A 25,106-nucleotide genomic window follows, 5' to 3' on the forward strand; every position below is an offset into this window, starting at 1 on the left:
ACGGGCGGACACGGCGACGTACGTGGCGACGGCGGGTACGTTCGCCGGGTAAGACGGCTGGGCGCGCGACAACCCCAAGAGCGATTTGCGGTCGCAGGGGATGCCGACGGGGCGCGGCGGGTGCCGACCGTTGGTCGGCCGGTGGTAGCGGTGGGTGCCGACCGTTGGTCGGCACAGGGACGCTCATCCACGCGTGGCGTGGATCTACTGCACGATGGCGACGCCGAATGGAAGACGAGTAACCTGAAGACCTGCCGTTGCCGCCAGTGCATCCAATGCCTGCTCCGGGCGGTCGATGCGCAACGCAGCACTCACTGCAGGCAGACGTGACAGATCGCCGCGCACGAAGGTCGGCCCCGCGCGATAGCGCCCCACCCACTGCACGGCATCGGCGACGCTGGCCTGCTCCAGCAGCAGCTCGCCCTGGCGCCAGGCGCCGACGCTGTCGGCGGTCACGTCAGCCCGTCGCATGACCCCGCCACGTTCAGTGTAGACGGCACGCTGCCCCTGCTGCAGGTAGGTCCAGCCACCGTCGGCCGGGCTGGCCACGCGCACCCTGCCCTGCCCAACCTGGGTTTCCACCCCCTCGTCTCCACGCGCCACGGTGAACGCGGTCGAGATGTCCTCGACCAGGCCATTGCCGGCGCGCACGCTGAAACGCCGCTGTGCATCCGGGCTGACCTCGAACCAGGCGCGCCCGCGCAGCAGCTCGACCTCGCGGGCGTTCGCATCGAAGCGCACGGCAATCGCACTGTCCGCATCCAGCACCGCCCGACTGCCATCGGGGAGCCGCACGTGCTGCACCTGATGCGTGCTGCGATGATCGGACTGCAGGCGCAGCCACGCCTCCGGCAATGCCACCAGCATCGCCAGCATTGCCGCCACAGCCATCGCCCAGCGCAGTCGATGCGGCCCACGCCATCGGCTGGCCCCGGCGGCCTGTGGGCGCGGCCCGACACTGCGCCACAACGCGCGCTCGTGTTCGAAGGCCCTGCGGTGCCCCGGCTGTTGCAGCCAGTGCTCGAACGCCTGCATGCGTGCATCGCTGATGTCACCCGAGGCCAGCCACGCGATCCAGTCCCGGGCCTGTTCGGCCAGGGCATCGTCATTGGCGGCGGGCTGCATGTTCGGCGGGCTCATCGGCTGGCGGACAGGCGCATTCAAGCGCAGGCGGGGAACTAGACCGCGTCCACGGTCCAGTGATCAAGACGTCTGCGCGAAGGCCAGCCCCAAGCCGGCGCGCTCATCGACCGCTGCGCGCCCAGGCCAGGCGCTGCAGCGCGGAGCGCACATGATTCTCGACGGTGGTCACCGACACCCCCAAGCGGCGTGCGATCTCGGCCTGGGTGAGGCCCTGCAGGCGGTTGAGCCGGAAGATGGTGCGGGTCGGCTCCGGCAGGTGACCCGCCGCATCGAGCACCCGCTGCAGCTCATCCTGTGCCATGGCCTGCTCCTCGGTGGAGATCACCTCGTCGGCCCCCCACAGGTAGTGGTCGGCCAGCAACCGGTTGCGGCGGCTCGATTCGCGGCCGTGGTCAGTGGCAAGGTTGGCGGCCAGCCGATACAGATAGGCCCGCGGATTGTCGATCGCCTGGCTGTCATCGACCCCTCGCGCCTTGAACCACACCGCCTGGATCACGTCCTCGGCGCCGTTGTCGCCCCCGAGGATGCGCTGCACCCGGCGCAGCAGCGCGGGCCGCTCGCGGATCAGCAGCTCAGTGAGGGAGGCAGCATTGGAGGACATGCGCGGAGCCGGGACGACAGACGGGAGGCACCGCGCATGCTACTCCGGTAATGCGAATAAGTCACATTCTTGTCTATGCCGGGACTACAGGCAATCAACCAGTGCGTCGTAGGTATTGGCTTTCGTGCCGGGCAGCGGCGCGTGCAACGCATCGAACCCGTCCCCCGTTTCCCACACCTGCAACAGGGTTTCCAGGCGTGTTCCTGTTGCCAGCGGCAGCACGCAGGCATAGCGTCCGCGGTTGACCGTGATCAGGCCGCTGGGCTTTACCCTGGTGTTGCTACCGGCGAAGGTCCATACACACTGGACAACCACCCCCGTGGCCTGTTCCACGGAACAGCGCAGGCGCATGGCCCACAGATTGATGTACTCGCCCTCGCAGAAGGTATCGCCACATACCTCATCGAAGCCACGCACCAGTTGCCGCTCGGCAGCAAGGAAACGCTCGTTGCCGCCCCCCGGGCCGGCGTAATCCCGCGCATCGACGAACGCAGGCGCAGCCTGCGCGACACCGGCGCACGGCAGGCTGACAGACAGCACGCCACACAACAGCCAGCATCTACGGAAGCTCCCCATCAGCCCACCCTCCTCTGCGTGCGCAGGCATTCAGGCAAGCCATCGAAGATGCCGTGGTCAAGCCCAGGCAAAGGCGCGGTCAGGCCGCCCGGCGCTTCCAGGGAGGCGTAGAACGCGTCGACGGGCACCCCGGGCTGCATTTCGACCGGACAGACCCAGCTCCCGTTGTCGATCCGCACGTGTCCCGTGTCGGGCTCAACCTCCAGCTCGCTGGCGGCCACCACCCAGACACAGCGCTGCACGGTGCCGCGGTGGGCGAGCACGGCGCAGCGGAACTCCATCACCCGGTAGTTGCTGTAATCACCTTCACACAAGGTGTCGGCACACCATGCGGCGAATTCGCCGGCCACCGCGTCCTCCAGCGCAAAGGCCCGGTCCCATCCGGCTTCGTCGGAGGGATAGTCGATCAGGTTGACATGCGCCCCGCGCGCAAGCGCAGGCAACGGCGCCAGCAGCAACAAGGCGCAACAGCCCAAGCGGTTCCAGTTCATGGCAAGTCTCCTTGGCAAGGACGTCCAGCCTGCCGCGGGGACCGGGTGGAACCCATCGGGAAACCCCGCCCCATTCGCTCCGCCAGGGGCGGGCGCGCAGGTCGGTCCAGCCCTACCCTGCACAGCGCCCGGCAAAGGCATAAAATGGTGAGCTATCCGTCTATATCCCCACCTGGAGCACACCATGGGCCTGGAACTCGTCTCGCCCGGCAAGAACCCGCCGGAAGAAATCAACGTCATCATCGAGATCCCGAAGGACTCGGAACCGGTGAAGTACGAAGTGGACAAGGAAACCGGCGCGATCTTCGTCGACCGCATCCTGTCCACCCCGATGCGCTATCCGTGCAACTACGGCTACGTGCCGAGCACCCTGTGTGGCGACGGCGATCCGGCCGACGTGCTGGTGGTGCTGCCGCTGCCGCTGGTGCCGGGCTCGGTCGTGCGCTGCCGTCCGGTCGGCGTGCTGAAGATGAGCGATGAGGCAGGCAGCGACGAGAAGATCCTGGCCGTGCCGGTCTCGAAGATCTTCAGCGGCTACGCCCACGTCGAAGACATCGCCCAAGTCTCGAGCCACTGGCTGGAGCGCATTGGCCACTTCTTCGAGCATTACAAGGACCTGGAGAAGGGCAAGTGGGTCAAGCTGGACGGTTGGGGTGGCGCCGCTGAGGCCAAGCAGATCCTGATCGAGGCGCACCAGCGCCATCTCGACAGCAAGGCCTGAGCCTGAACCGCATCGCTCCGGCGATACCCTGCCGGAGCGATGCGGGTCACGTTTCATGACGACGGCACATCACTCTTGCTGCCGTATTAGGTAAATTGCGTCACTTCACACGTCATCGACATCCATCGTCGAGACAGCCAGGGGAACGTGTCGTGCGTATTCTGCTTGTTGGGGATGCAGCCAGCCTGCCGGCTGAGCTGACCGAATTCATTGCCGATCTTGGGGAAGACTGGCAGCCGCTGACCGCCGCCGATGGCCAGACCGCGATGACCGCGGTGGCCACGCAGGGCGTGGACGCGGTGATCGTCTGCCCGCAGTTGCCCGATCTCAATGCCACCACGCTGCTGGGCCAGATCCGGACACTGCGCCCGGAAACCATCCGCATCGCGCTGGTCGATGCACACCATGGCAACCGCCCGCCGCCGGCGCGCCTGATCGGTGTCGCCCACCGCTTCCTGCCGCTGCCGCTGGCGCCGGAAGTGCTGCTGGAGGCATTGACCAGCCTGGAAGAACTGCGCGAAGTGCTGGACAGCCCGCGCCTGCGCGATGCCATCGGCCGTATCGAGAAACTGCCATCGCCACCGCACCTGTACCTGAGCCTGACCCAGGCCCTGGAACATGACGACGATACCGACAGTGCCGATGTGGCCAAGCTGGTCGCCGCCGATCCGGCCATCGCGGCCAAGGTGCTGCAACTGTCGAACTCGGCGTTCTTCAGCCAGGGCCGCACCATTGCCGACCTGCGCACCGCGGTCACCCGGCTGGGCCTGGCCACGCTGCGTGACCTGGTGCTGGCCAGCGAAGTGTTCTCCGCGCCGACGCTGTCGGCTGCCGAGCGCAACTCACTGCAGCAGCGCGCCCTGCTCGCCTCCCGGCTGGCCGCACGCCTGCTGCCCGAGTCCAGCGCCGAACTGGGGGCGACCGCCGCACTGCTGGCCGACATCGGCCTGCTGCTGCCCGGCGTGCGCAACGAGCGCAGCGAGCCCGCACTGGCCGGCGATACCCGCCCAGGCCATGCCGAGGCCGGCGCCTACCTGCTGGGCCTGTGGGGCCTGCCGATGCCGATCATCGAAGCGGTGGCATTCCACCTGCAGCCGCAGCGCGCCAACACCCGCAGCTTCTGGGTGACCGGCGCGGTGCACGTGGCCCTGGCGCTGGTCAATGGCGATCCGGTGGACGAGGACTACCTGCAGCGTGCAGGCGTGCTGAACAAACTTCCGCAATGGCGCGAGCACGCCAATGCACTGATGGGACTGACACCCACTGACGCCTGAGCGGCACGCGGGCGCCTGCCTCCGCCTCGCATGAGGGCGCGTCCAACGGACGCGCCCTTTTTCCTGTCTCAGCGCTGCGGACAGGCGTCCAGCACGCACAGACGCCATTGGCGCTCGCACAGGGCCGGGGCGTTGCCCTTGGCCAGGCACTCCAGCCGGAATTGCTCGCAGTACACACCGCCGCCGCAGACGATGATGTTCTGTGCGGACAGCGAGCCCACCAGCGTTGCATAGATCAGGACTGCGGCCGATACCTGGCGGAAAAGCGTGCGCTTCATATCCATCTCCCAGTGTCCGGTATTGGACGCGCCTACTGTGCTGAATGTGACAAGAGCAGACAGTGACTGCACTCACCTTCTCGACATGATCAGAGTTTCCTTACAGAAATGAAAAGGGCGGACCTTGCGGGCCGCCCTCCTCGTTCTGCTATCGCACTTCGATGGATCAGAAGCGCTGGGTGTACTTCATGTACAGGAAGCGACCCACGTCGAAGCCGCCGTAGTAGGCGAAGCTCGAGTTCGGCTGGGTGAACATGATCGGACCCTTATGGTCGAACACGTTGTTGGCGCCCAGCGCGATGGTGGCATCCCACGGTGCCTTCCAGCTGACCTGCAGGTCGTGGAAGGTGTTGGAGCCGGTCTTGCGCAGCGGCGACTTCTCACCGTTCTGGTAGCGGTCGGCGTCGTCGCACGGACGGTTGGCCACGCAGGCTTCGTTCATGCCCGAGTAGTAACGCGCGGTGTACGCCACGCCGAAGTCACCCTTCGACCAGGTCAGGCCCAGGTTCGAACGCACGCGGAACAGGCCCGGCTCACCCACACGGCCGATGGTGATGTTGTCACCGTCAGCGTTCTGGCCCTGCTCGTCGTACTTGGCCAGGTAGCTCGTCTGCCAGTCGATCGCGAACTGGCCGATGGCCAGCTCCGGCAGGCGGTACTTGATGCCCAGGTCGTAGCCCTGGGTTTCCATCTGGCCGAGGTTGGCCAGGCCGTAGGTCATGCCGTTGATGTGGCCATCGCCTGCACGGGTGTGTGCGGCGCAACGCGAAGCATCGCCCAACACGTAGCAGTCACGCAGGATGCGGTCGACGCTGTCAGCGATGATCATGTCGCTGATTTCGTACTTGTACCAGTCCAGCGAGATGTCCAGGCCCTGCACCCAGCGCGGGCTCCAGACCAGGCCGATGGTGGTGCTCTTGGAGGTTTCCGGGGTCAGGTTCGGGTTGGCACCCGAGATGAACTGGTCCGGCGTCGCACACGGGGTCGAGGTGCACGGAATCAGGCCCTGGCCCAGCTGGGTGTAACCGACCGGGACGCCCGCCGCCGAGCAGGCCGCGTTGCCGTTGACCGAACCCGGCGCGGTGATGCCGCACGGATCGGTGTACGACTCGAAGCTGCTGCTCAGGCCACCGTACAGGTTGTCGATCGTCGGAGCACGGAAGCCCTCAGCCCAGGTACCGCGAACCAGCAGCTCGTCCAGCGGACGCCAGGTGAAGCCGAACTTGGAATTCAGGGTGTCGCCGAAGTTGCTGTAATCCGAGTAACGGGTCGCAGCATTCAGGGTCAGTTCCTTGGCAAACGGCATGTCCGCCAGGACCGGCACGTTCAGTTCCAGGTAGACCTCGTCCAGCGAGTACTCACCCTGGGTGGTCTGCGCACCCAGGCCGGTGGACTGGCCCGACTGTGCGAAGGCGTCCGGCGAGAAGCGGCCTTCTTCCTTGCGGTGCTCGACGCCCACGGCGAAGCCCAGGTCACCGGCCGGCAGGGTCACGATCGAACCCGACAGGTTGGCGGTGAAGCTGGTGGTCTTGGTCAGACCGGTATCGGTGAAGTACGGGAACAGGAAGTCCTGGGTGGCCTGGTCGGCCAGCGACCCGGCACCGGCAACGCCGAACGGCAGCAGCGGGTTCCACGGACGGCAGCCGCTGGTGGCGAGCGGATCGGACATGCTGGTGCCGCAGCGGGCGACGCCATCAGCACCGATGAACGAAGCGCCCAGCGCCTGTTCCGATGCGATCAGGCTCATGTCGCCGTGACCACGCTTGGTGGTTTCGTTGCGGTTCCACAGCGCGCCAACGTCCCAGTCGAAGGTCTTGCCGGCGAAGTCGAAGAAGCCGCTGATGCTCGGGGCGAAGCGCAGGGTCTTGACCTGGCTTTCGGTGGTGCGCGGCACTTCCCACAGACGGCGGCGGAAGGTCAGGTCTTCACCGGTCGGGTTGAACGCGCTGTCGGACGACAGCGGGGTGCCGAAGGACGCCGACTGGTACGGATAGCCCGCGATCTGCTGGGTGGTGTTGCGCTCGTTGTAGAGCACGTCAGCGTTGAACGAGATCGCGTCGGTGAAGTCGTAGTTGCCGTTGACGTACAGCGACTTACGCTCGATACCGGTCTGCACCATCATCTGCTCGTTGGCATTGACGGCGTCAGCAGAGGTTTCCAGACGGTAGTCGGCGCGGTTGGCCGGGTTGCCGCCATCACGCAGGGTGTACCAGCGCTGGTCGCTCGGGCCGACATAGCCCGGCTCGCCCTGCTTCAAGTTCGGGGTGACGCACGGGTCGCAGAAGCCACCCTTCTGGTTGATCGGGCTGGCGCCCGAACCCGGGTAGTTCGGGCCGGCGTTGCCGTCACGGCTGAACCAACGATCCTTCGCCCACACCGGATCCTGCTTGGAATACTCGGCGGACATGGTGACACCGCCGCGCTCGCCCATGCTGCCGAGGGTGAACGAATAGGTTTCGGTGTCGCCGTCGCCCTTGCCGTACTGACCGACATAGACGCTGGCTTCAGCGCCGTCGAAGCGCTTGCGGGTGATCACGTTGACCACGGCCGCGATGGCGTCCGAACCGTAGATGGCCGAGGCGCCATCCTTCAGGATCTCAATGCGCTCGATGGCCGCCATCGGGATCTGGCTCAGATCCTGGTAGCCGGCGGTGGTCGCGCCCAGGCGCTTGCCGTTCATCAGCACCAGGGTGCGCTGGGCGCCCAGGTTGCGGATGTCGACGTAGTAGCCGCCGACGTTTTCGCCCGAAGCCAGCGACTCCGAACGCGAAATGGCCGGGGAACCGGCCGAGGTCAGGTTCTGCAGGACGTCAGCAACCGAGGTGTAGCCCTGCTTTTCCAGGTTCTCACGGCTGAGGGTGACGATCGGCTGCTGGGTTTCAACGGCAGCGCCGCGGATGCGCGAGCCGGTGACCGAAATGCGGTCCAGGTCGGTGGTGCCCTTTGCTTCCTGGGCGGAAGCAAAGGCCGGCGCCAGCGCCAGCGCAATGCCGGCCGGCAGCAGGCCGAACCGCACTGCGGGATTACGAACGTTCATCTATCTCTCCAAGGTACGTGTTAGCAGCGTGTTAAAACACCCCAGCACGTTACGATTGCGTTGCAGCGCTGTATTTGCGCGAACCAACCGGAGACTTTGCGGATTGTGGCGGGAGCAAGCCGCCGTTCTCCCTGAAGCGCGATGCGGACTGGCCGTAGCGGGCGCGGAACGCACGCGCGAAGCTGCAGCAGTTGTCGAAACCGCTGGCGGCAGCGACCTCGCCCACCATCATGTCGGTGTCGCGCAGCAGATCAGCGGCGCGTTCGAGGCGCAGTCGTGCCGAAAGCGACTGCGGGCTTTCCTCGTACAGGCTCTGGAAGGTCTTGGACAGGTACCAGCTGGAGAAGTTGGTCAGCTCGGCCAGTTCGCCGATGCGCACCACCCGGTGGCTGTTGCCTTCCAGATAGAGGCGCGCGCGCTGCATGCGGCCGAACACCTGGCGCTTGCGGCTGCGCGAGCGGCCCGGGCAGCGCTGCACGTTGTCGGCCAGGCCACGCTGCAGGCCCGCGAGGTGCAGCAGCAGCGGGCGCAGGGCCTGCGCCGGCTGGCCGCTGGCCAGCGCATCGCGCCACAGGCGCAGCGCCACGCGGGCATCAGTACGGTTCATCCGGCCACGACCTGCATACAGGCCGCAGTCGGCCATCTCGGTCAGCACGCGAAGCGCTTCGATGTTCAGGTTCAGGCCGACGCACAACCCGTTGCGACCGGCCTGCACCAGCGGCCGCGATTCCTTCTCGAAGGCGATCCACTCGCCCTGGCGCAGGCGGAAGCGCCCTTCCTTGGCCTCGACCCACGAGCTGCCACGCACCTGCATCCAGACAGTGAAGCTGGAGCCGGCGGTCTGCAGGCTGCCCAGCCGGGCCACGCCCAGGCAGGTCGGTGCGACGTCGTCGAGCGACCGGTCCAGGGAAACAGTTTGGCCGCGATCGGCCAGCGAGAGTTGACGCATGGGGGCACCACGGATTTGCCTAGTACAGGACTCCGTTTTGCCAAATCAGGCGGCACCGCGTCAGGAAGGTCCGACGAGATCGCCACGAATTCGCGACGAGATCCCGACGAAGAAATTACGAAGGCCCATTTCCCTTGAACAACAACAACTTGGAGAATGCGGGGAACAGTGCAGGCGGGCGTTCAGGCAACCGCATCACGCCGATGTCAGCGCCATCGCTGACCGCCATCGCCACGAACAGGTCCTTTCCGTCGGCGCTGGCACTGAGCCCGTTGCCGGCGCTGAGCCGTTCTGCGTCCAGGCAGCGTTCCGCCTCCTCGCGGCCGGGCTGGATGCGCACGAAGGTGGTGCCACACGTGGTCGAGGTACCGAGGTAGCCGATGCCGCTGTTGCCGGTCACGGTCCAGGCCCGGTATCGCCAGCGGCTGGGCCGGTCATCGCTGATCTGCTGCACGCTGGCCGGGGACAACGCGGCATCCGCCGACCACAGGCCTCCGGCGGCCAAGCGGGTGAACAACACGCGGCCACTGCTCCGGTCAAAGCGCGCCTGCGACACCCCATCGATGCTGGCCAAGCGGCGCCAGGGCTGGACGCTGCGATCGAACAGGCTCAACCGCGTGCGCTGGTCGGCATCGCGCTCGACCACAAACAGCTGCTGCGGCGAGGCGCCATACAGTGCCTGCAACGGCTGTTCGGCCGGAACCGGCAAGGGTTGCAGGCGTTCATCGCGTGGCGCGATTTCATAGAGCACCGTGCGCCCATGCGCATCGCGGCCAACCACGAGCAACTGCCGGCTGTCGGCCGACCAGTCCGGCGCCTGCCGCGCCTCCGGCCGCAGCCCTTCGATGGGACGCAGCGAATCCGGTCGCTGCATGTCCGCCCACCACAGGGCGAAGCTGCCGGAACGATCGGAGGTGAAGACCAGCTGGCGGCCATCAGGCGCTGCCATCGGCTGCCCATCGCGGCCACTGGAGGCGAACAGGCGCTCGGGCGTGCCGCTGCCCTGCATCGGCACCTTGAACACGCCGAACTGCGCGCGCCGGTGGACGAACGCCAGCATGCCACCGCGTCGCGACACTGCTGGCCACTGCGCATCATCCAGGCCGGCATCGCGCAACGTGTGCCGCTCGACGTCCAGGTAATAGAGCCGCGCCTCGCTATCGACACGGCGGCCGAACACGATGGTTCGGCCATCGTCCAGCCAGGCCCAGCCGCGCAGTTCTGCCGCTTCATCGGTCAACTGCTCGGGCGTACCGCCCGCGGCTGGCACCCGCCACAGATCACCCAGCTGCGGGTTGCGCACGAACACCAGCCATTGCCCATCAGGCGAATAACGCGGTGCGTAGTCGAAGTCATCCTGATCGACGCTGTAGGCCAGCGCGCGCCACTGGCCACTGGCCAGGTCCAGCACGCGGATGCCACGGTGCGCGTAGCGACCGACCATGCTGCCGAACACCAGGCCACGCCCATCCGGCGTCCAGTCGAAGCTGAGCAGCTCCGTGCCATCGCAGCGTGTGGCCTGGCGCAGCGCGCCACCGGTGGCGCTGGCGATCAGTACCTGGCATCCGCCGTCGGCGTAGAACCGCGCGAAGGCGATTTCGCGACCATCCGGCGACCAGTTCGGGAAGCGATCGACGGCACCGGCTGGTGGCGCCAGCAACTGGCGCGCCGGCGCGTTGCCGGAGGTCTGCAGCTTGATCGCGCCACCGCCGTTGCCATCCTCGTTGGCGCCCTCATAGGCCACCAGCGAACCGTCCGGTGACAGCGTGGGATAGGTTTCAAAGCCGCTGGTCGCGGTGATCAACCGATACGGCCGCTGCGGGCTGCCGATCACCCGCGTACCGTTCTCCACGGCAGCCTCCATCGGCGAACTGCCGGCCGGTGCACGGCGCAGCAGCAGCGTGGTCAACACCAGCAGCGTGGCCAGCATCAACACGCCCAGCGCCAGCAGCACGCGCCGACGGATATGGCGCCAGCGGCGGCGCGCTGCCTGTGGATGCGCAGGCAACGCAGCAGTGGTCACCGGCTGCGCGGTCATGCCTTCGTCGTCGCGGACGCCTGCGACCACGGGCTCGGCATCGTCCAGCACCTGCACCGGGACCAGAAGCCGATAGCCTGTCTTGGCGATGGTTTCGATGTAGGCCTGGCCGTTGTCGTCGTCGTTGCTGAACGCCTTGCGCAGCTGGGTGACGGCCTGGGTCAGCACATCGTTGGTCGGCAGCGTGTCCGGCCATACCTCGGCGAACAACTCGTCGCGGGTGACAACGCGGCCCGGCTGCCGCAGCAGCACGCGCAGCACGCCCAGCGCCTTCGGCGTCAGCCGGCGCGGGCGACGCGCACCGACGACCTCGACTTCGCGCGAGGACAGAGTGACGGTGCACTCTCCTATCCGTATCCGATCGGATACCGGGGGCTGGATTTCGCTGCTGTTCATTTTCTGCTACACAGTAGAGACAGGTCCCGGGCAGTGTTTGCCTTCGATACCGCCCCGTCCTGGGAACAGCGAAAAGCCAGACTCCGCACAAAGCATCGGCGCATACCGCAAAAACAATCGAGCGCGCGAATACTAGCCTATGCAAGTTACCTCGCCTATCGCGTGGTCGACATCAGGCTCTCTCTCGCCGACGCATTCACATAATTTGCGACATCATTCGCGCCCTTTCGGGCGCGAAATTTTTATCTGGCGTTCATTTTCACATGCGCCGCAACATGGTCAATCCGACCAGCCGCGAAACCACCAAAGCCACGTACATCACGCCGGAAAACTGCTCCAGCATGACCAGTGCGCGTGCCTGTGGATGCAACGGCACGACGTCACTCAAGCCGACGCCAGACAGCAAGCTGAAGCTGAGATAAAGCAGCTCCATCCAACTGCGCTGCGCGCCTCCGCCGGTGCCCTGGAAGCTGCCCGGGTACCACTGCTGGCATACCGCGAATGCGAACGCAAATGCCCATGCAAGCAAGGTGAATGTCGCGCCTGCGGCGAACAGTTCGTCGCGGGTGACCTTGTGGTCCTGGAGCATGTAGGCGATCAGCGCGCCGGCCGTGTAGAAGTACAGCAGGCTCTCCAGCAACTGCGCGGTGGTCAGCAATGCGCTGCGGTCGAGCAATGCACCGGCCAGCGAGAACACCACCGACGGGATGGCCAGCACCAGTGCCAGCCAGGTGCCCAGCGGGCTGCGCTGCACCACCCACAGCGCCAGGCCCAGTACCGCCATGCCGAACATGCCCAGCGCCGCGCGGCCGGCAGCGGTGTCATCCAGCGCGGGGTACAGCAGCACCGCGATCAACTGGGCACCCAGCAGCCAGGCCGAAGGATGACGGCGGGCGATGGCCAGCCAACGGGTGGTCATGGCAACAGGCATGGTGTCCTTTCCCCAGGGTGATGCGCGGAGCATAGCCGGGAGAGGCGTGATGAGCGGTGGTGCCGGCCGCTGGCCAGCACGCTTCCCGGCCCCCGCACAACCGGCTGCCGGCCAGCGGCCGGCACCCGGCTACTCGTCATCCCTGGTGGTAGACCTCTGCGCCAGCCGCGCGGAACTCCTCCGACTTCTCCTTCATGCCGGCCTCGGCGTAGTCACGCACATCCTGGGTGATCTTCATCGAACAGAAGTGCGGGCCGCACATCGAGCAGAAGTGGGCCAGCTTGTGCGCATCCTTCGGCAGCGTCTCGTCATGGAACTCCTTGGCCTTCTCCGGATCCAGCCCGAGATGGAACTGGTCCTCCCAGCGGAACTCGAAACGCGCCTTGCTCAGCGCGTTGTCACGCACCTGCGCACCCGGGTGGCCCTTGGCCAGGTCGGCCGCGTGCGCGGCAATACGGTAAGCCATGATGCCGTCGCGCACGTCCTGGCGGTTAGGCAGGCCGAGGTGCTCCTTCGGCGTCACGTAGCAGAGCATGGCCGTGCCGAACCAGCCGATCATCGCCGCGCCGATCGCGCTGGTGATGTGGTCGTAGCCCGGTGCGATATCGGTGGTCAACGGCCCCAGCGTATAGAACGGCGCCTCGCCGCACTCACGCAGCTGCTTGTCCATGTTCTCCTTGATCAGCTGCATCGGCACGTGGCCGGGGCCCTCGATCATGGTCTGCACATCGTGCTTCCAGGCAATCTTCGTCAGCTCGCCCAGCGTTTCCAACTCACCGAACTGCGCGGCGTCGTTGGCATCGGCGATGCAACCCGGGCGCAGGCCATCGCCCAGCGAGAAGGTCACGTCGTAGGCCTTCATGATTTCGCAGATCTCTTCGAAATGCGTGTAGAGGAAATTCTCCTTGTGATGCGCCAGGCACCACTTGGCCATGATCGAGCCCCCGCGGCTGACGATGCCGGTCACCCGCTTGGCGGTGAGCGGCACGTAGCGCAGCAGTACGCCGGCGTGGATGGTGAAGTAGTCCACGCCCTGCTCGGCCTGCTCGATCAGGGTGTCGCGGAAGATTTCCCAGGTCAGTGCCTCGGCGCGGCCATCAACCTTTTCCAGCGCCTGGTAGATCGGCACGGTACCAATGGCCACCGGCGAGTTGCGGATGATCCATTCACGGGTCTCATGGATGTGCTTGCCGGTGGACAGATCCATCACCGTGTCGCCGCCCCAACGGATCGCCCACACCAGCTTTTCCACTTCCTCGGCGATGCCGGAAGATACGGCGCTGTTGCCGATGTTGGCGTTGATCTTGGTGAGGAAGTTGCGGCCGATGATCATCGGCTCGCTTTCCGGATGGTTGATGTTGTTGGGCAGCACCGCGCGGCCGCGCGCGATTTCATCCCGCACGAACTCCGGGGTGATGATCTTCTGGATCGAAGCGCCGAACGCCTCGCCCGGATGCTGCTGCAGCAGGCCCGCATCGCGGATCGCTTCCAGCCACTGGTTCTCGCGGATGGCAACGAACTCCATTTCCGGGGTGATGATGCCGCGGCGCGCGTAGTGCATCTGGGTGACGTTCGCGCCTGCCCGTGCACGACGCGGCAGGCTGCGCGCGGGGAAGCGCACGGCATCAAGCTTCGGGTCATGCTCGCGATCACGCCCGAACGACGAACTCAGGCCTTCGAGCTGCTCGGTATCGCCACGTTCCTCCACCCAGCCGCGACGCAGTGCCGGCAGGCCGGCGGACAGATCGATACGCACGCCCGGATCGGTGTAGGGGCCGGACGTGTCGTAGACCGTGACCGGTGCATTCTCTTCGCCGCCGAACAGCGTCGGGGTGCGGGTCAACGCGATCTCCCGCATCGGCACCTGCAGATCCGGGCGCGAACCGGGCACGTGGATCTTGCGTGAGCCGGGAATGGGCCGGGTCACGGATTCGGAGAGTTGCTGGGCCTGTTGCTGCAGGGCGGAGAGCTGTGCGTTCATCGGGCATCGTCCAGGAAGGTCAGGGACGAAGCGGCGGCGCACTGCGACCGCGCCCGGACGGTCCTTGGGCGGAGTCCGGGAATGGCTGCATTGCAAAGCTTCCCTACGCCGGTATGAGCCGGATCAGGTTCCAAGGGACTGTCTCAACCGTGGCCACATGGCCGCGGTACCCCCGCTTCTTGGCGTGCATTAGAGCATAGACCGCCCGCCTCCGGAGTTGCCCCCAATCGCCATTCGTTAACGGAATCATGACGTCGCGTTCAGTAACGTGCACGCGCATCGTGTCGCTGCGACCGGTGCTTCCCTTGCCGCCCCTGCGGCCCCTGCCCGGTTCCGCTGTATACCGCCGGCCCTTCGCTGCAAGCTCTGCTCGCTCCCCTCAATCCCTTGATCGGAGAAGCTCCTTCATGGTGTTTCGTGTTTCCATCGCACTGGTTCTGATGCTGGTGCTGCTTGCCGGTATTGCACCCGGCCCCTTCAATACCGTGGTGCAGAGCATCCTCGGCGAGCTCATCCGCGGCATCGGCTGGCTGTACCTGCTGGTCGTGTTCCTGGCCCTGGTATTCCTGATGTACCTGGCCTTCGGTCGCTTCGGCAACCTGCGCATCGGCGGCGAAGACGCCGAGCCGGAGTTCTCGCGGGCCAGCTGGATGTCGATGCTGTTCGCCGCCGGCATGGGCATCGGCCTGGTGTTCTGGGGCGCCGCCGAGCCCATTTCGCACTTCAGCAAGCCACCGGAAGGGCTTGCTCCGCAAAGCCTGGACGCGGCACGCGCCTCGATGCGCTATGCATTCTTCCACTGGGGCCTGCACCCGTGGGCCATCTACGCGCTGATCGGGCTGGCAATGGCCTGGTTCCAGTTCAACCGCAACGGCCGTGGCCTGGTCAGCGACATGCTGCAGCCGATCATCGGCCGCCACCATCGCGGCTGGATCGGTCGGGTGGTCAACATCGCTGCAGTGGTCGCCACCGCGATCGGTGTCGCGACGACGCTGGGCTTCGGCACCATTCAGATCGCCGCCGGCATCGAGCGCGTGTTCGGCGTGCAGGCTACCGTCCCAGTGCAGATGACCATCATTGCCGTCGCCTTCGTGCTGTATATGGCGTCCACCGCCAGTGGCGTGGAGCGGGGTGTGAAGTGGCTGTCCAATTTCAACCTGGCGCTGGCTGCCCTGCTGGCAGCCATCCTGCTCGTGCTGGGGCCGACCGGCTTCATCTTCGATACGTTCACCACCACGCTGGGCTCCTACCTCAACCAGCTGGTGACAATGAGCCTGCGCATGTCACCGTTCTCGGGCAGCACCTGGGTGGCGGACTGGACAATCTTCTACTGGGCCTGGTGGATCTCGTGGGCACCGTTCGTGGGCTCATTCATCGCACGCATCTCGCGCGGCCGCAGCGTGCGCGAGTTCGTGATCGGCGTAGTGCTCGCGCCGACGCTGCTGGGCTTCTTCTGGTTCGCGGTGTTCGGCGGCACCGCGCTGTGGGCACAGATCTTCGGCCATGCCGACCTGGTGCAGGCGCTGGGCAATGGCTACGAGACGGTGCTGTTCACGCTGTTCGACAGCATGCCGCTGCCGCTGCTGCTGTCGTGCGTCGCACTGGTACTGCTGATGATCTTCTTCGTAACCTCGGCCGACTCGGCGGTACTGGTTCTGGCCAGCATGTCCACTGACGAAGCAGGCGATCCTCCGTTGAAGCGCAAGCTGGCCTGGGGCATCGCGGTGGCGTTGATCGCAGCGGCGTTGCTGCTGGCCGGTGGCCTGGATGCACTGCAGGGCATGATCACGATTGCGGCGTTGCCATTCGCGCTGCTGATGGTGCTGGTGATGGTGTCGCTGTACCGCGTGCTCGACCAGGAGTACACGCGTGAGCGACGGCAGGCGCAGCGCCAGCGGCACATGATCGATGCGTGGATCGCACGCGAGATGGCGGCGCAGGAGGAGACGCAGGCCGAGGCCGCACGCGCGCACGATCAGGATTGAGGGTGTTTTGCAGCCTGCGGCTGCACCGCTTTTTCAAGCAAGTGCAAGTGCAAGTGCAAGTGCAGAAGCCAAGGCGGCTCTGGGCTTCTGCTTGCTTGACGGGGAGGGGGCAGATGGCGGGACACGCCGCAAGTACGTCCCTGTAGGCTCGGCCACGGCATCCATGCCGTGGACGGTCCCGCCATCTGCCCCCTCCCCGCCTCCGACGATCTCCCAGTGACGGCAGTAGATCCACGCCATGCGTGGATCAGGTGTATCGGAAAACAAGAAGGGGTCGGATCCGTTTTCCTTCGGAAAACGGATCCGACCCCAACCCACAGCGCGCGGCTGTTGCTGTTGCCTTTGCTCTTGATCTTCTTCCTTCTCTTCCGTGGCTGACGCGCACGGAAATTTTCGGGGGGCGTGCGGGTGGGAGTGGCGGGGGTATCCGCGCCATGGATGGCGCGGCTAAGCCTACAAGGACGTATTTACGGCGTCCCCCGACACTCCCACCCGCACGCCCCAGCGCATGAACCTGCTCCAGCGCTCAGCCGCGAGGGGGCTCAGCCCGGTGGCCGGTAAACCTCAGTACCCCGCCGCCTGCCCATCCTTTCGGCTCTCCGAAGCCCCGTAGTAAACCCCGGTCTCGGGATCGCGCATGATCGCCTGGTAACCGCCATACGGCCCATCTGCGAACACGATGCGATGCCCCTTGCGCATCAGCGCACGCACTGTTTCATATGGGAAGCCGGTTTCCAGATTCACTTCACCACCGTCGGTCATCGCCGTGGCTTGGCCGGTCGGCTCGGTCGAGCCTTCATGCTGGATGCGCGGTGCGTCACCGGCTTCCTGCAGGTTCATGCCGAAGTCCACCAGGTTCATCACGATCTGCGCATGGCCCTGCGGTTGCATCGCACCGCCCATCACGCCGAAGCTGGCATACGGCTTGCCACCCTTGGTGATGAACCCCGGAATGATCGTCTGGAAGGGGCGCTTGCCCGGTGCGTATCCGTTGGGATGGTTCTTCTGCAGCACGAACATCTCGCCGCGGTCCTGCAGGATGAAGCCCAATCCCGGCGGCGCCATGCCGCTGCCCATGCCGCGGTAATTGGACTGGATCAACGAGACCATCATGCCGTCGGCGTCGGCCACGGTCATGTAGATCGTGTCGCCTTCCTCCAGCTGCTTCGGTGTGCCTGGCTGCACTTCCTTCAAGGCCTTGTCCATCGAGATCAGCGCCCGGCGCTGCGCGGCGTACTCCTTGGAGATCAGCTTCTGCACCGGCGCCGGCTGGAATGCCATGTCGGCGTAGAAGCGCGCACGGTCGGCGAAGGCCAGCTTCTTCGCTTCGACGAACAGGTGCACGTGCTCGGGTGAGCCGAACGGAATCTTTGAAAAGTCGTAGCCTTCCAGCACGTTGAGAATCTGCAGCGCAGCGATGCCCTGGCTGTTCGGTGGCAGCTCCCACACGTCGTAGCCACGGTAGTTGCTGCTGACCGGTTCGACCCACTCTCCGTGGTGGTCGGCCATGTCCTGGTAGCTCAGGTAACCGCCGTTGGCCTTGAAGTAATCGCCGATGGTGTGGGCGATCTCGCCCTTGTAGAACGCATCACGACCGCCGTCGGCGATCTTCTGCAGGGTGCTGGCCAGGTTCGGGTTCTTCCACATCTCGCCCTTGCGTGGAGCATGGCCGTTGATCGTGAACTGCTCCTTGAAGCCCGGGTACTGCGACAGCTTCGGCACCGAGCGATCCCAGTAGTAGGCAATCACCTCGGCCACCGGGTGCCCTTCGCGGGCGTAACGGATGGCCGGCGCCAGGTTGTCGGCCATCGGCTTGCGGCCGAAGCGATCGTGCAGGGCGAACCAGCCGTCGACCGCACCGGGCACAGACACCGGCAGCGGGCCGGTGGCCGGGATGTCCTTCAGGCCGCGGCGCTGGAACTCAGCCAGGGTGAGCGACTTCGGCGAGCGGCCCGAGCCGTTGTAGCCATAGAGCTTCTGCGTCTTCGGGTCCCAGACGATGGCGAACAGGTCGCCGCCGATGCCGTTGCCGGTGGGCTCCATCAGGCCCAGCGCTGCGTTGGCCGCGATGGCGGCATCCACCGCCGAGCCACCGCCCTTCATCACGTCCAGCGCGATCTGGGTGGCCAGCGGCTGCGAGGTGGCGGCCATCGCATGGGGGGCGATCACCTCCGAACGGGTGGCGAAGGTGTGGCCGGTGATGCGGTCGGCGGCAAAGGACAGCGCGGGCACGGCAGCCAGCACGGCGGCGGCGATCAGGGAACGGGCAAGGCGTCGGGACACGGTCGGGTTCCGATGGACGGGTGGTTCCCCGATCTTCGCCGCTGCGGCCTTCACGCGGTATCGGACAGACGTCATGGACGTTGATCCTGGGGTGGAAGAACCCAACGGATTCCGCGCAAAAACTGCCCAGAAAGGAGTGAATTCGGGTTCACCGAAACACTTTCAGCAGCAACCATCCTTGTGCCGCAAGCGATTGCGCTGGATTCACTGGAAACCGATAAAAAAACCGTCGCGAGGGTTGACACCGCCAAAACGGCTGTGTTTCTCTCGATCACATGTTGCATCACAACACGCCACTGCGAACCCACATTGAAGCCGCCGACACCGGCGCCGCCTCGCTGCGTTCGATTCTTGTGCTCGTACTTATTACCCAGCCACCAGGTGCGGGACGAGCCAGCGTGTAAGCAACAAACACACCGGAACTCATCAAAACCCGCACCCGCCCCGGTGCGGGTTTTTTCATTTCAGGACCTGGTTTCAGACGCAACCACCATGACCAACGCTCAGTGCAAAGCCCGGCCCCAGACCACCACCACGCCTCGTGGTGGCTGTGCCTGTGCGATGCGCAGCGCCTCCTCCACCGCTTTCCCCTGACCGGCCGGTACGTCACCTCGACGACCGGCCGTTCTTTTTTCTTCCCACCGCAAGGAACCTCCCCCATGAGCACCAACGACCTGCCCCAGACCAAGATCGCCGTCATCGGCTACGGCAGCCAGGGCCGCGCCCACGCACTGAACCTGCGCGAATCCGGCTTCGATGTGGTGGTAGGCCTGCGTCCGGGCGGCCCGACCGAGGTCAAGGCGCAGGCCGATGGCTTCACCGTGAAAGCACCGGCCGATGCGGTGAAGGATGCCGACCTGGTCGCCGTGCTGACCCCCGACATGGTGCAGAAGAAGCTCTACAACGATGTGCTGGCGCCGAACATGAAGCAGGGGGCGTGCCTGCTGTTCGCCCACGGCCTGAACGTGCACTACGGCATGATCGAGCCGCGCGCCGATCTGGACGTCGTGCTGGTCGCGCCGAAGGGCCCGGGTGCGCTGGTGCGCCGTGAGTACGAGATCGGCCGTGGCGTGCCGTGCATCTGGGCGGTCTACCAGGACGTCAGCGGCAAGGCCGCGCAGCATGCCCAGGCCTATGCGGCCGGCCTCGGCGGTGCCCGCGCCAACCTGATCCAGACCACCTTCAAGGAAGAGACCGAGACCGATCTGTTCGGCGAGCAGGCGGTGCTGTGTGGTGGTGCGTCGGCGCTGGTGCAGGCCGGTTTCGAGACCCTGGTGGAAGCCGGCTACCAGCCGGAGATCGCCTACTACGAAGTACTGCACGAGCTGAAGCTGATCGTCGACCTGTTCTATGAAGGCGGCATCTCGCGCATGCTGGAATTCATCTCCGAGACCGCGCAGTACGGCGACTACGTCAGCGGCCCGCGCGTGATCGACGCCGGCACCAAGGCGCGCATGAAGGAAGTGCTGAAGGACATCCAGGACGGTACCTTCACCAAGAACTGGGTGGCCGAGTACGAAGCGGGCCTGCCGAACTACAACAGGTTCAAGCAGGCCGACCTGGAGCACCCGATCGAGAAGGTGGGCAAGGAACTGCGCGCCAAGATGGTCTGGTTGCAAGGACAGGCCGCGTAACCGCGCGGCCCTCCCCCACCCGCTTTGCAAGGTTCCCCCATGAACTCTTCCACACACCGCAGCGCGCCGCCCAACGGCGCGCGCTGGCTGACCCAGGCGCTGGAGGCCGAAGGCGTCCGCACGCTGTTCGGCTATCCCGGTGGCACCATCATGCCGTTCTACGACGCGCTGGTGGATTCGTCGCTGAAGCACATCCTGGTACGCCATGAGCAGGGCGCGGCGCTGGCCGCCAACGGTTTCGCCCGCGCCAGCAACCAGGTGGGCGTCTGCGTGGCCACCTCCGGCCCGGGCGCGTCGAACCTGGTCACCGGCATCGCCGATGCGATGCTGGATTCGGTACCGATGGTCTGCATCACCGGCCAGGTCGGCACGCCGCTGCTGGGTACCGACGCCTTCCAGGAACTGGATGTGTTCGGCCTGACGATGCCGATCGTCAAGCACAGCTGGCTGGTTCGCAGCGTCGATGACCTGCCGCGCGTGGTGGCCGATGCGTTCCGGATCGCCCGCGAAGGTCGCCCCGGCCCGGTGCTGATCGACCTGCCCAAGGACGTGCAGCTGGCCGACGCCAGCCATCTGCCGGCGCATGCGCCCAGCAGCGTCGAACCACCGCCGGCGCCGGCCGAGGCTGCCATTGCCGAAGCCATTGCCGCGCTGGCCGCAGCCGAGAAGCCGGTGGTCTACGCCGGCGGTGGCATCGCCCTGGGCGACGCCGTACAGGACCTGCGCGACTTCGTCGAGGCCAGTGCCATCCCCACCGTGATGACCCTGCGCGGCCTGGGTGCACTGCCGGCCAGCCATCCGCAGTCGCTGGGCATGCTGGGCATGCACGGCACCCGCGCGGCCAACATGGCGGTGCAGGAAAGCGACCTGCTGCTGGTGCTGGGCGCACGCTTCGACGACCGTGCCACCGGCAAGCTGGCGGAGTTCGCACCGTTCGCCCGTGTCGTCCACATCGATGCCGATGCGTACGAGATCTCCAAGCTGCGCAGTGCCGATGTCGCCGTGCCCGGCAATGTCGGCCATGCCATCCGCGCCCTGCGTGCGGCCTTCCCCTCCCCCAAGGCCCACCAGGAGGCGTGGCGCAAGCGCTGTGCGCAGCATCGCGATCGCTTCGCCGCGCGCTACGACGCACCGGGCCAGCACATCTACGCGCCGGCCCTGCTGAAGCGCCTGAGCGAGCTGGCCCCGGCCGATGCGGTGATCGCCTGCGACGTTGGCCAGCACCAGATGTGGGTGGCCCAGCACTGCCGCTTCAACCACCCGCGCAACCACCTGACCAGTGGCGCGCTGGGCACCATGGGCTTTGGCCTGCCGGCCGCGATGGGTGCGCAGTTCGCCTGCCCCGATCGCACCGTGGTGCTGGTGTCCGGCGACGGCAGCTTCATGATGAACGTGCAGGAGCTGGCCACCATTGCTCGCTGCCGCCTGCCGGTGAAGATCGTGCTGCTGGACAACAGTTCGCTGGGCATGGTGCGGCAGTGGCAGGAGCTGTTCTTCGCCGAGCGCTACAGCGAGATCGACCTGTCCGACAACCCGGACTTCGTGGCGCTGGCGCAGGTGTTCGGCATTTCCGCCACCCGCATCGACGCGCGGGATGACGTCGAGGGTGGCCTGGCCGCGCTGCTGGCCGAACCCGGCCCGGCACTGCTGCACGTGGCCATCGATGCACGCGCCAACGTATGGCCGCTGGTGCCACCGAACACCGCCAACAGCACGATGCTGGAAAGCAACCCCGCCCATGCCCGCCAGGAGATCCCCAATGCACTACCGGCTTGACCTGGTGCTGCACCCGGCCGAAGGCGCGCTGTTGCGCGTGATCGGCATGGCCGAGCGCCGTGGCTTCGCGCCGCGTGCGATCAGCGGTGCGCCGGTGGCCGCCGACGATGGCCGCTGGCACCTGCAGCTGGTGGTGGATGGCCAGCGCCCGGCGGAAACGCTGTGCCGGCAGATCGAGAAGATCTACGACTGCGTGTCCGTGCAGGTCACCGCCGTGGAAGGAGCATCCGTATGAACACCCGTACCGTAGTGACCACGGTGCCGGTACGGAGGCGTCTTCTTCGCCGCCCGTGCCCGCATGCGGCGGTCGCCTGCACCCCGCTGGTGGCCCATGCCGGCCGCTGATGCCAGCCAGGAAAGCGATGTCGGCGACGTAAGCGTCGCCGACGTACTGGCGGCGCAGGCCCGGCTGCGCCGCTTCCTGCCGCCTACCCCGCTGCACCATGCCGAGCGCTTCGGCACCTGGCTGAAGCTGGAGAACCTGCAGCGCACCGGGTCCTACAAGGTGCGCGGCGCGTTGAACGCGCTGCTGGCCGGCCGCGAGCGCGGCGATACCCGGCCGGTGATCTGCGCCTCGGCCGGCAACCATGCCCAGGGCGTGGCGTGGGCGGCCTACCGCCTGGACGTCCCGGCCATCACCGTGATGCCGCATGGCGCACCGGCCACCAAGATCGCCGGCGTCGCTCACTGGGGCGCCACCGTGCGCCAGCATGGCACCAGCTATGACGAGGCCTACGCCTTCGCCGTCGAACTGGCACAGCGCCATGGCTACCGCTTCCTGTCCGCGTTCGACGACGCCGATGTGATTGCCGGTCAGGGTACGGTCGGCATCGAGCTGGCCGCGCACGCACCGGACGTGGTGATCGTGCCGATTGGTGGTGGCGGGCTGGCCTCCGGCGTTGCACTGGCGCTGAAATCACAGGGCGTGCGCGTGATCGGCGCCCAGGTGGAAGGCGTCGACTCAATGGCGCGCGCCATCCGCGGCGACGCGCGCGAGATCGCCCCCGTCGCCTCGCTGGCCGACGGCGTGCGGGTGAAGATTCCCGGTTTCCTGACCCGACGCCTGTGCACCTCGCTGCTGGACGACGTGGTGATCGTGCGCGAAGCCGAACTGCGTGAAACTCTGGTCCGGCTGGCACTGGAAGAACACATCATCGCCGAGGGCGCCGGTGCGCTGGCGCTGGCAGCAGGCCGCCGTGTCGCTGGCCGCCGCAAGTGCGCGGTGGTGTCCGGCGGGAATATCGATGCGGGTGTCCTGGCCGGCCTGCTCACCGACATCCGGCCGCGCCCGCCGCGCAAACCACGGCGACGGCGTAGTGAAACCCCACGCTCGCCCGGCAAGGCCAGCGCCCTCGCGTCCCCCACCTCTTCCCCTTCCCCCCTGCAAGCCGCCGCACCCGCTGTCGAGGAGATTTCCCTGTGACCACCATCGAACGAATTACCACCCCGCGCATCCGCATCTTCGACACCACCCTGCGTGACGGCGAGCAGTCCCCCGGCTGCAGCATGAGCCCGCCGCAGAAGCTGGTGATGGCGCGTGCGCTGGACGAACTGGGCGTGGACATCATCGAGACCGGCTTCCCGGCCAGCTCGCAGTCCGACCGCGAGGCGATGGCCCTGATCGGCCGTGAGCTGCGCCGCCCGAGCCTGAGCCTGGCCGTGCTGTCGCGCTGCCTGCAGGCCGATATCGAAACCTCGGCGCGTGCCCTGGAAGCTGCGGCCAACCCGCGCCTGCACGTGTTTCTGTCCACCAGCCCGCTGCACCGCGAACACAAGCTGCGGATGACCCGCGAGCAGGTGCTGGAATCGGTACGCAAGCATGTATCGCTGGCACGCTCGTACATCGACGATGTCGAATTCTCGGCCGAGGATGCCACCCGCACCGAGCTGGACTACGTGATCGAGGTCTCGCGCGTGGCCATTGTCGCCGGCGCCACCACCATCAACCTGCCCGACACCGTCGGCTTCACCACGCCGGAAGAGATCCGCGCGATGTTCCAGCAGGTCATCGCCGGCGTCGCCGATGTGCCGAATGCCGCCAACGTGATCTTCAGCGCGCATTGCCACAACGACCTGGGCCTGGCCGTGGCCAACTCGCTGGCCGCCATCGAAGGCGGTGCACGCCAGGTCGAGTGCACCGTCAACGGCATCGGCGAGCGCGCCGGCAACTGTTCGCTGGAAGAGATCGCGATGGTGCTGAAGGTGCGCCAGGCCTTCTACGAACAGGACAGTTCGATCAACACCCCGCGCATCGTCGGCACCTCGCAGCTGCTGCAGCGCCTGGTCGGCATGCCGGTACAGCGCAACAAGGCCATCGTCGGTGCCAATGCCTTCGCCCACGAATCGGGCATCCACCAGCACGGCATGCTGCGCCATCGTGGCACCTACGAAATCATGCGCCCGGAAGACGTGGGCTGGGAAGATTCGCAGATGGTGCTGGGTCGCCACAGTGGCCGCGCCGCCGTCGAAGCACGCCTGCGTGCACTGGGCTTCTGGCTGGACGAAGACGAACTGAAGCTGGTGTTCGAGCAGTTCAAGGGCCTGTGCGAACAGCAGCGCGTGGTCACCGATGCCGACCTGCAAACCTTGATGCAGGGCGGCTCCAACGCGCAGGGCTATCGCCTGGCGTCGATGACCATCAGCGACGTCGGCAGCCGCGCCAATGCACTGGTCGAACTGTCCGACCCGGACGGCAACCGCGTGGCCGAGACCGCGCAGGGCGACGGCCCGGTCGATGCGCTGTTCGGCGCGCTGTCGGCTGCCACCGGCGTGCAGCTGATGCTGGACAGCTACCAGGTGCACAGCGTCGGCATCGGCGCCGATGCGCGCGGTGAAGCCAATCTGAGCGTGCGCCACGACGGCGTGGAGTACGACGGCACCGGCACCAGCAAGGACATCATCGAAGCCTCCGCGCTGGCCTGGCTGGATGTGGCCAACCGCCTGCTGCGCCAGCGCCAGGCCACCGCCCACAGCAGCACCGACGTTCCCACCCCTGCCACCGCCTGAGGAACC

19 protein-coding genes and 1 riboswitch are annotated in these 25,106 nt (G+C 66.3%); of the genes, 8 read left to right on the top strand and 11 right to left on the bottom strand.

The window, feature by feature from the left end; translation table 11 throughout:
* Positions 1 to 204 precede the first annotated feature (204 nt).
* The 4 genes from ROV93_RS20105 to ROV93_RS20120 form a co-directional block, all read right to left on the bottom strand.
* Entirely contained in the window at positions 205 to 1,140 is a 936-nt protein-coding gene (locus tag ROV93_RS20105; RefSeq protein WP_072168423.1) for a FecR domain-containing protein, read from the bottom strand.
* Between the two features lie 103 nt (positions 1,141 to 1,243).
* Positions 1,244 to 1,744: an RNA polymerase sigma factor gene (locus ROV93_RS20110; RefSeq protein WP_072168422.1), complete on the bottom strand. Its 501-nt coding sequence runs from the start codon at positions 1,742 to 1,744 to the stop codon at positions 1,244 to 1,246.
* An 84-nt stretch (positions 1,745 to 1,828) separates the two neighbouring features.
* Positions 1,829 to 2,320: a hypothetical protein gene (locus ROV93_RS20115; protein ID WP_072168421.1), complete on the bottom strand. Its 492-nt coding sequence runs from the start codon at positions 2,318 to 2,320 to the stop codon at positions 1,829 to 1,831.
* On the bottom strand, positions 2,320 to 2,811 hold the full coding sequence (locus ROV93_RS20120) for a hypothetical protein (protein WP_072168420.1): 492 nt from the start codon (positions 2,809 to 2,811) through the stop codon (positions 2,320 to 2,322). Before ROV93_RS20120 ends, ROV93_RS20115 begins: the two co-directional genes overlap by 1 nt.
* A 184-nt stretch (positions 2,812 to 2,995) precedes the next feature.
* Here ROV93_RS20120 and ppa point away from each other — a divergent pair, with 184 nt between their 5' ends.
* Both ppa and ROV93_RS20130 read left to right on the top strand, forming a co-directional pair.
* The gene (ppa, locus tag ROV93_RS20125; protein ID WP_005410935.1) at positions 2,996 to 3,532 is read left to right on the top strand and encodes an inorganic diphosphatase; all 537 of its coding nucleotides are present in this window, start codon (positions 2,996 to 2,998) and stop codon (positions 3,530 to 3,532) included.
* A gap of 152 nt (positions 3,533 to 3,684) precedes the next feature.
* A complete protein-coding gene (locus ROV93_RS20130; RefSeq protein ID WP_065178351.1) occupies positions 3,685 to 4,806 on the top strand; it encodes an HDOD domain-containing protein in 1,122 nt (373 codons plus the stop codon).
* A gap of 68 nt (positions 4,807 to 4,874) precedes the next feature.
* Here ROV93_RS20130 and ROV93_RS20135 read toward each other — a convergent pair whose 3' ends face one another.
* The 6 genes from ROV93_RS20135 to thiC form a co-directional block, all read right to left on the bottom strand.
* Entirely contained in the window at positions 4,875 to 5,084 is a 210-nt protein-coding gene (locus ROV93_RS20135) for a hypothetical protein (RefSeq protein WP_032954496.1), read from the bottom strand.
* Positions 5,085 to 5,250: 166 nt separating this feature from the next.
* Positions 5,251 to 8,121, bottom strand: coding sequence for a TonB-dependent receptor (locus ROV93_RS20140; protein ID WP_072168419.1), 2,871 nt, complete (start codon positions 8,119 to 8,121; stop codon positions 5,251 to 5,253).
* 49 nt (positions 8,122 to 8,170) lie between these two features.
* Positions 8,171 to 9,070, bottom strand: a complete 900-nt coding sequence (locus ROV93_RS20145) for a helix-turn-helix transcriptional regulator (RefSeq protein WP_053497516.1) — start codon at positions 9,068 to 9,070, stop codon at positions 8,171 to 8,173.
* Positions 9,071 to 9,185: 115 nt separating this feature from the next.
* The gene (locus tag ROV93_RS20150) at positions 9,186 to 11,504 is read right to left on the bottom strand and encodes a winged helix-turn-helix domain-containing protein (RefSeq protein ID WP_180890584.1); all 2,319 of its coding nucleotides are present in this window, start codon (positions 11,502 to 11,504) and stop codon (positions 9,186 to 9,188) included.
* A gap of 259 nt (positions 11,505 to 11,763) precedes the next feature.
* On the bottom strand, positions 11,764 to 12,435 hold the full coding sequence (locus ROV93_RS20155; RefSeq protein ID WP_065196438.1) for an ion channel: 672 nt from the start codon (positions 12,433 to 12,435) through the stop codon (positions 11,764 to 11,766).
* A gap of 136 nt (positions 12,436 to 12,571) precedes the next feature.
* Positions 12,572 to 14,416, bottom strand: a complete 1,845-nt coding sequence (gene thiC / locus ROV93_RS20160) for a phosphomethylpyrimidine synthase ThiC (RefSeq protein WP_312541101.1) — start codon at positions 14,414 to 14,416, stop codon at positions 12,572 to 12,574.
* 82 nt (positions 14,417 to 14,498) lie between these two features.
* Positions 14,499 to 14,600, bottom strand: a riboswitch (TPP riboswitch).
* Positions 14,601 to 14,823: 223 nt separating this feature from the next.
* On the opposite strand from thiC, the gene ROV93_RS20165 reads away from it, so the two are divergent.
* Positions 14,824 to 16,401: a BCCT family transporter gene (locus ROV93_RS20165; RefSeq protein ID WP_088497632.1), complete on the top strand. Its 1,578-nt coding sequence runs from the start codon at positions 14,824 to 14,826 to the stop codon at positions 16,399 to 16,401.
* A gap of 564 nt (positions 16,402 to 16,965) precedes the next feature.
* Here ROV93_RS20165 and ggt read toward each other — a convergent pair.
* A complete protein-coding gene (ggt, locus tag ROV93_RS20170) occupies positions 16,966 to 18,684 on the bottom strand; it encodes a gamma-glutamyltransferase (RefSeq protein WP_072167686.1) in 1,719 nt (572 codons plus the stop codon).
* Positions 18,685 to 19,343: 659 nt separating this feature from the next.
* Between ggt and ilvC the strand changes: the two genes are divergently transcribed.
* The 5 genes from ilvC (at position 19,344) to ROV93_RS20195 (ending at position 25,100) form a co-directional block, all read left to right on the top strand.
* On the top strand, positions 19,344 to 20,318 hold the full coding sequence (gene ilvC / locus ROV93_RS20175; RefSeq protein ID WP_072167585.1) for a ketol-acid reductoisomerase: 975 nt from the start codon (positions 19,344 to 19,346) through the stop codon (positions 20,316 to 20,318).
* Positions 20,319 to 20,357: 39 nt separating this feature from the next.
* Positions 20,358 to 22,094, top strand: a complete 1,737-nt coding sequence (gene ilvG / locus ROV93_RS20180) for an acetolactate synthase 2 catalytic subunit (protein ID WP_069139240.1) — start codon at positions 20,358 to 20,360, stop codon at positions 22,092 to 22,094.
* Entirely contained in the window at positions 22,078 to 22,329 is a 252-nt protein-coding gene (locus tag ROV93_RS20185) for an ACT domain-containing protein (protein ID WP_005419108.1), read from the top strand. The genes ilvG and ROV93_RS20185 overlap by 17 nt, the downstream gene beginning before the upstream one ends.
* Positions 22,330 to 22,425: 96 nt before the next feature.
* Entirely contained in the window at positions 22,426 to 23,517 is a 1,092-nt protein-coding gene (locus ROV93_RS20190; protein WP_072167586.1) for a threonine dehydratase, read from the top strand.
* A complete protein-coding gene (locus ROV93_RS20195; protein ID WP_072167587.1) occupies positions 23,514 to 25,100 on the top strand; it encodes a 2-isopropylmalate synthase in 1,587 nt (528 codons plus the stop codon). Before ROV93_RS20190 ends, ROV93_RS20195 begins: the two co-directional genes overlap by 4 nt.
* Positions 25,101 to 25,106: the final 6 nt, after the last annotated feature.

Source organism: Stenotrophomonas maltophilia group sp. msm4 (assembly GCF_032025605.1).
GTDB classification, from domain to species: Bacteria; Pseudomonadota; Gammaproteobacteria; order Xanthomonadales; family Xanthomonadaceae; genus Stenotrophomonas; species Stenotrophomonas sepilia.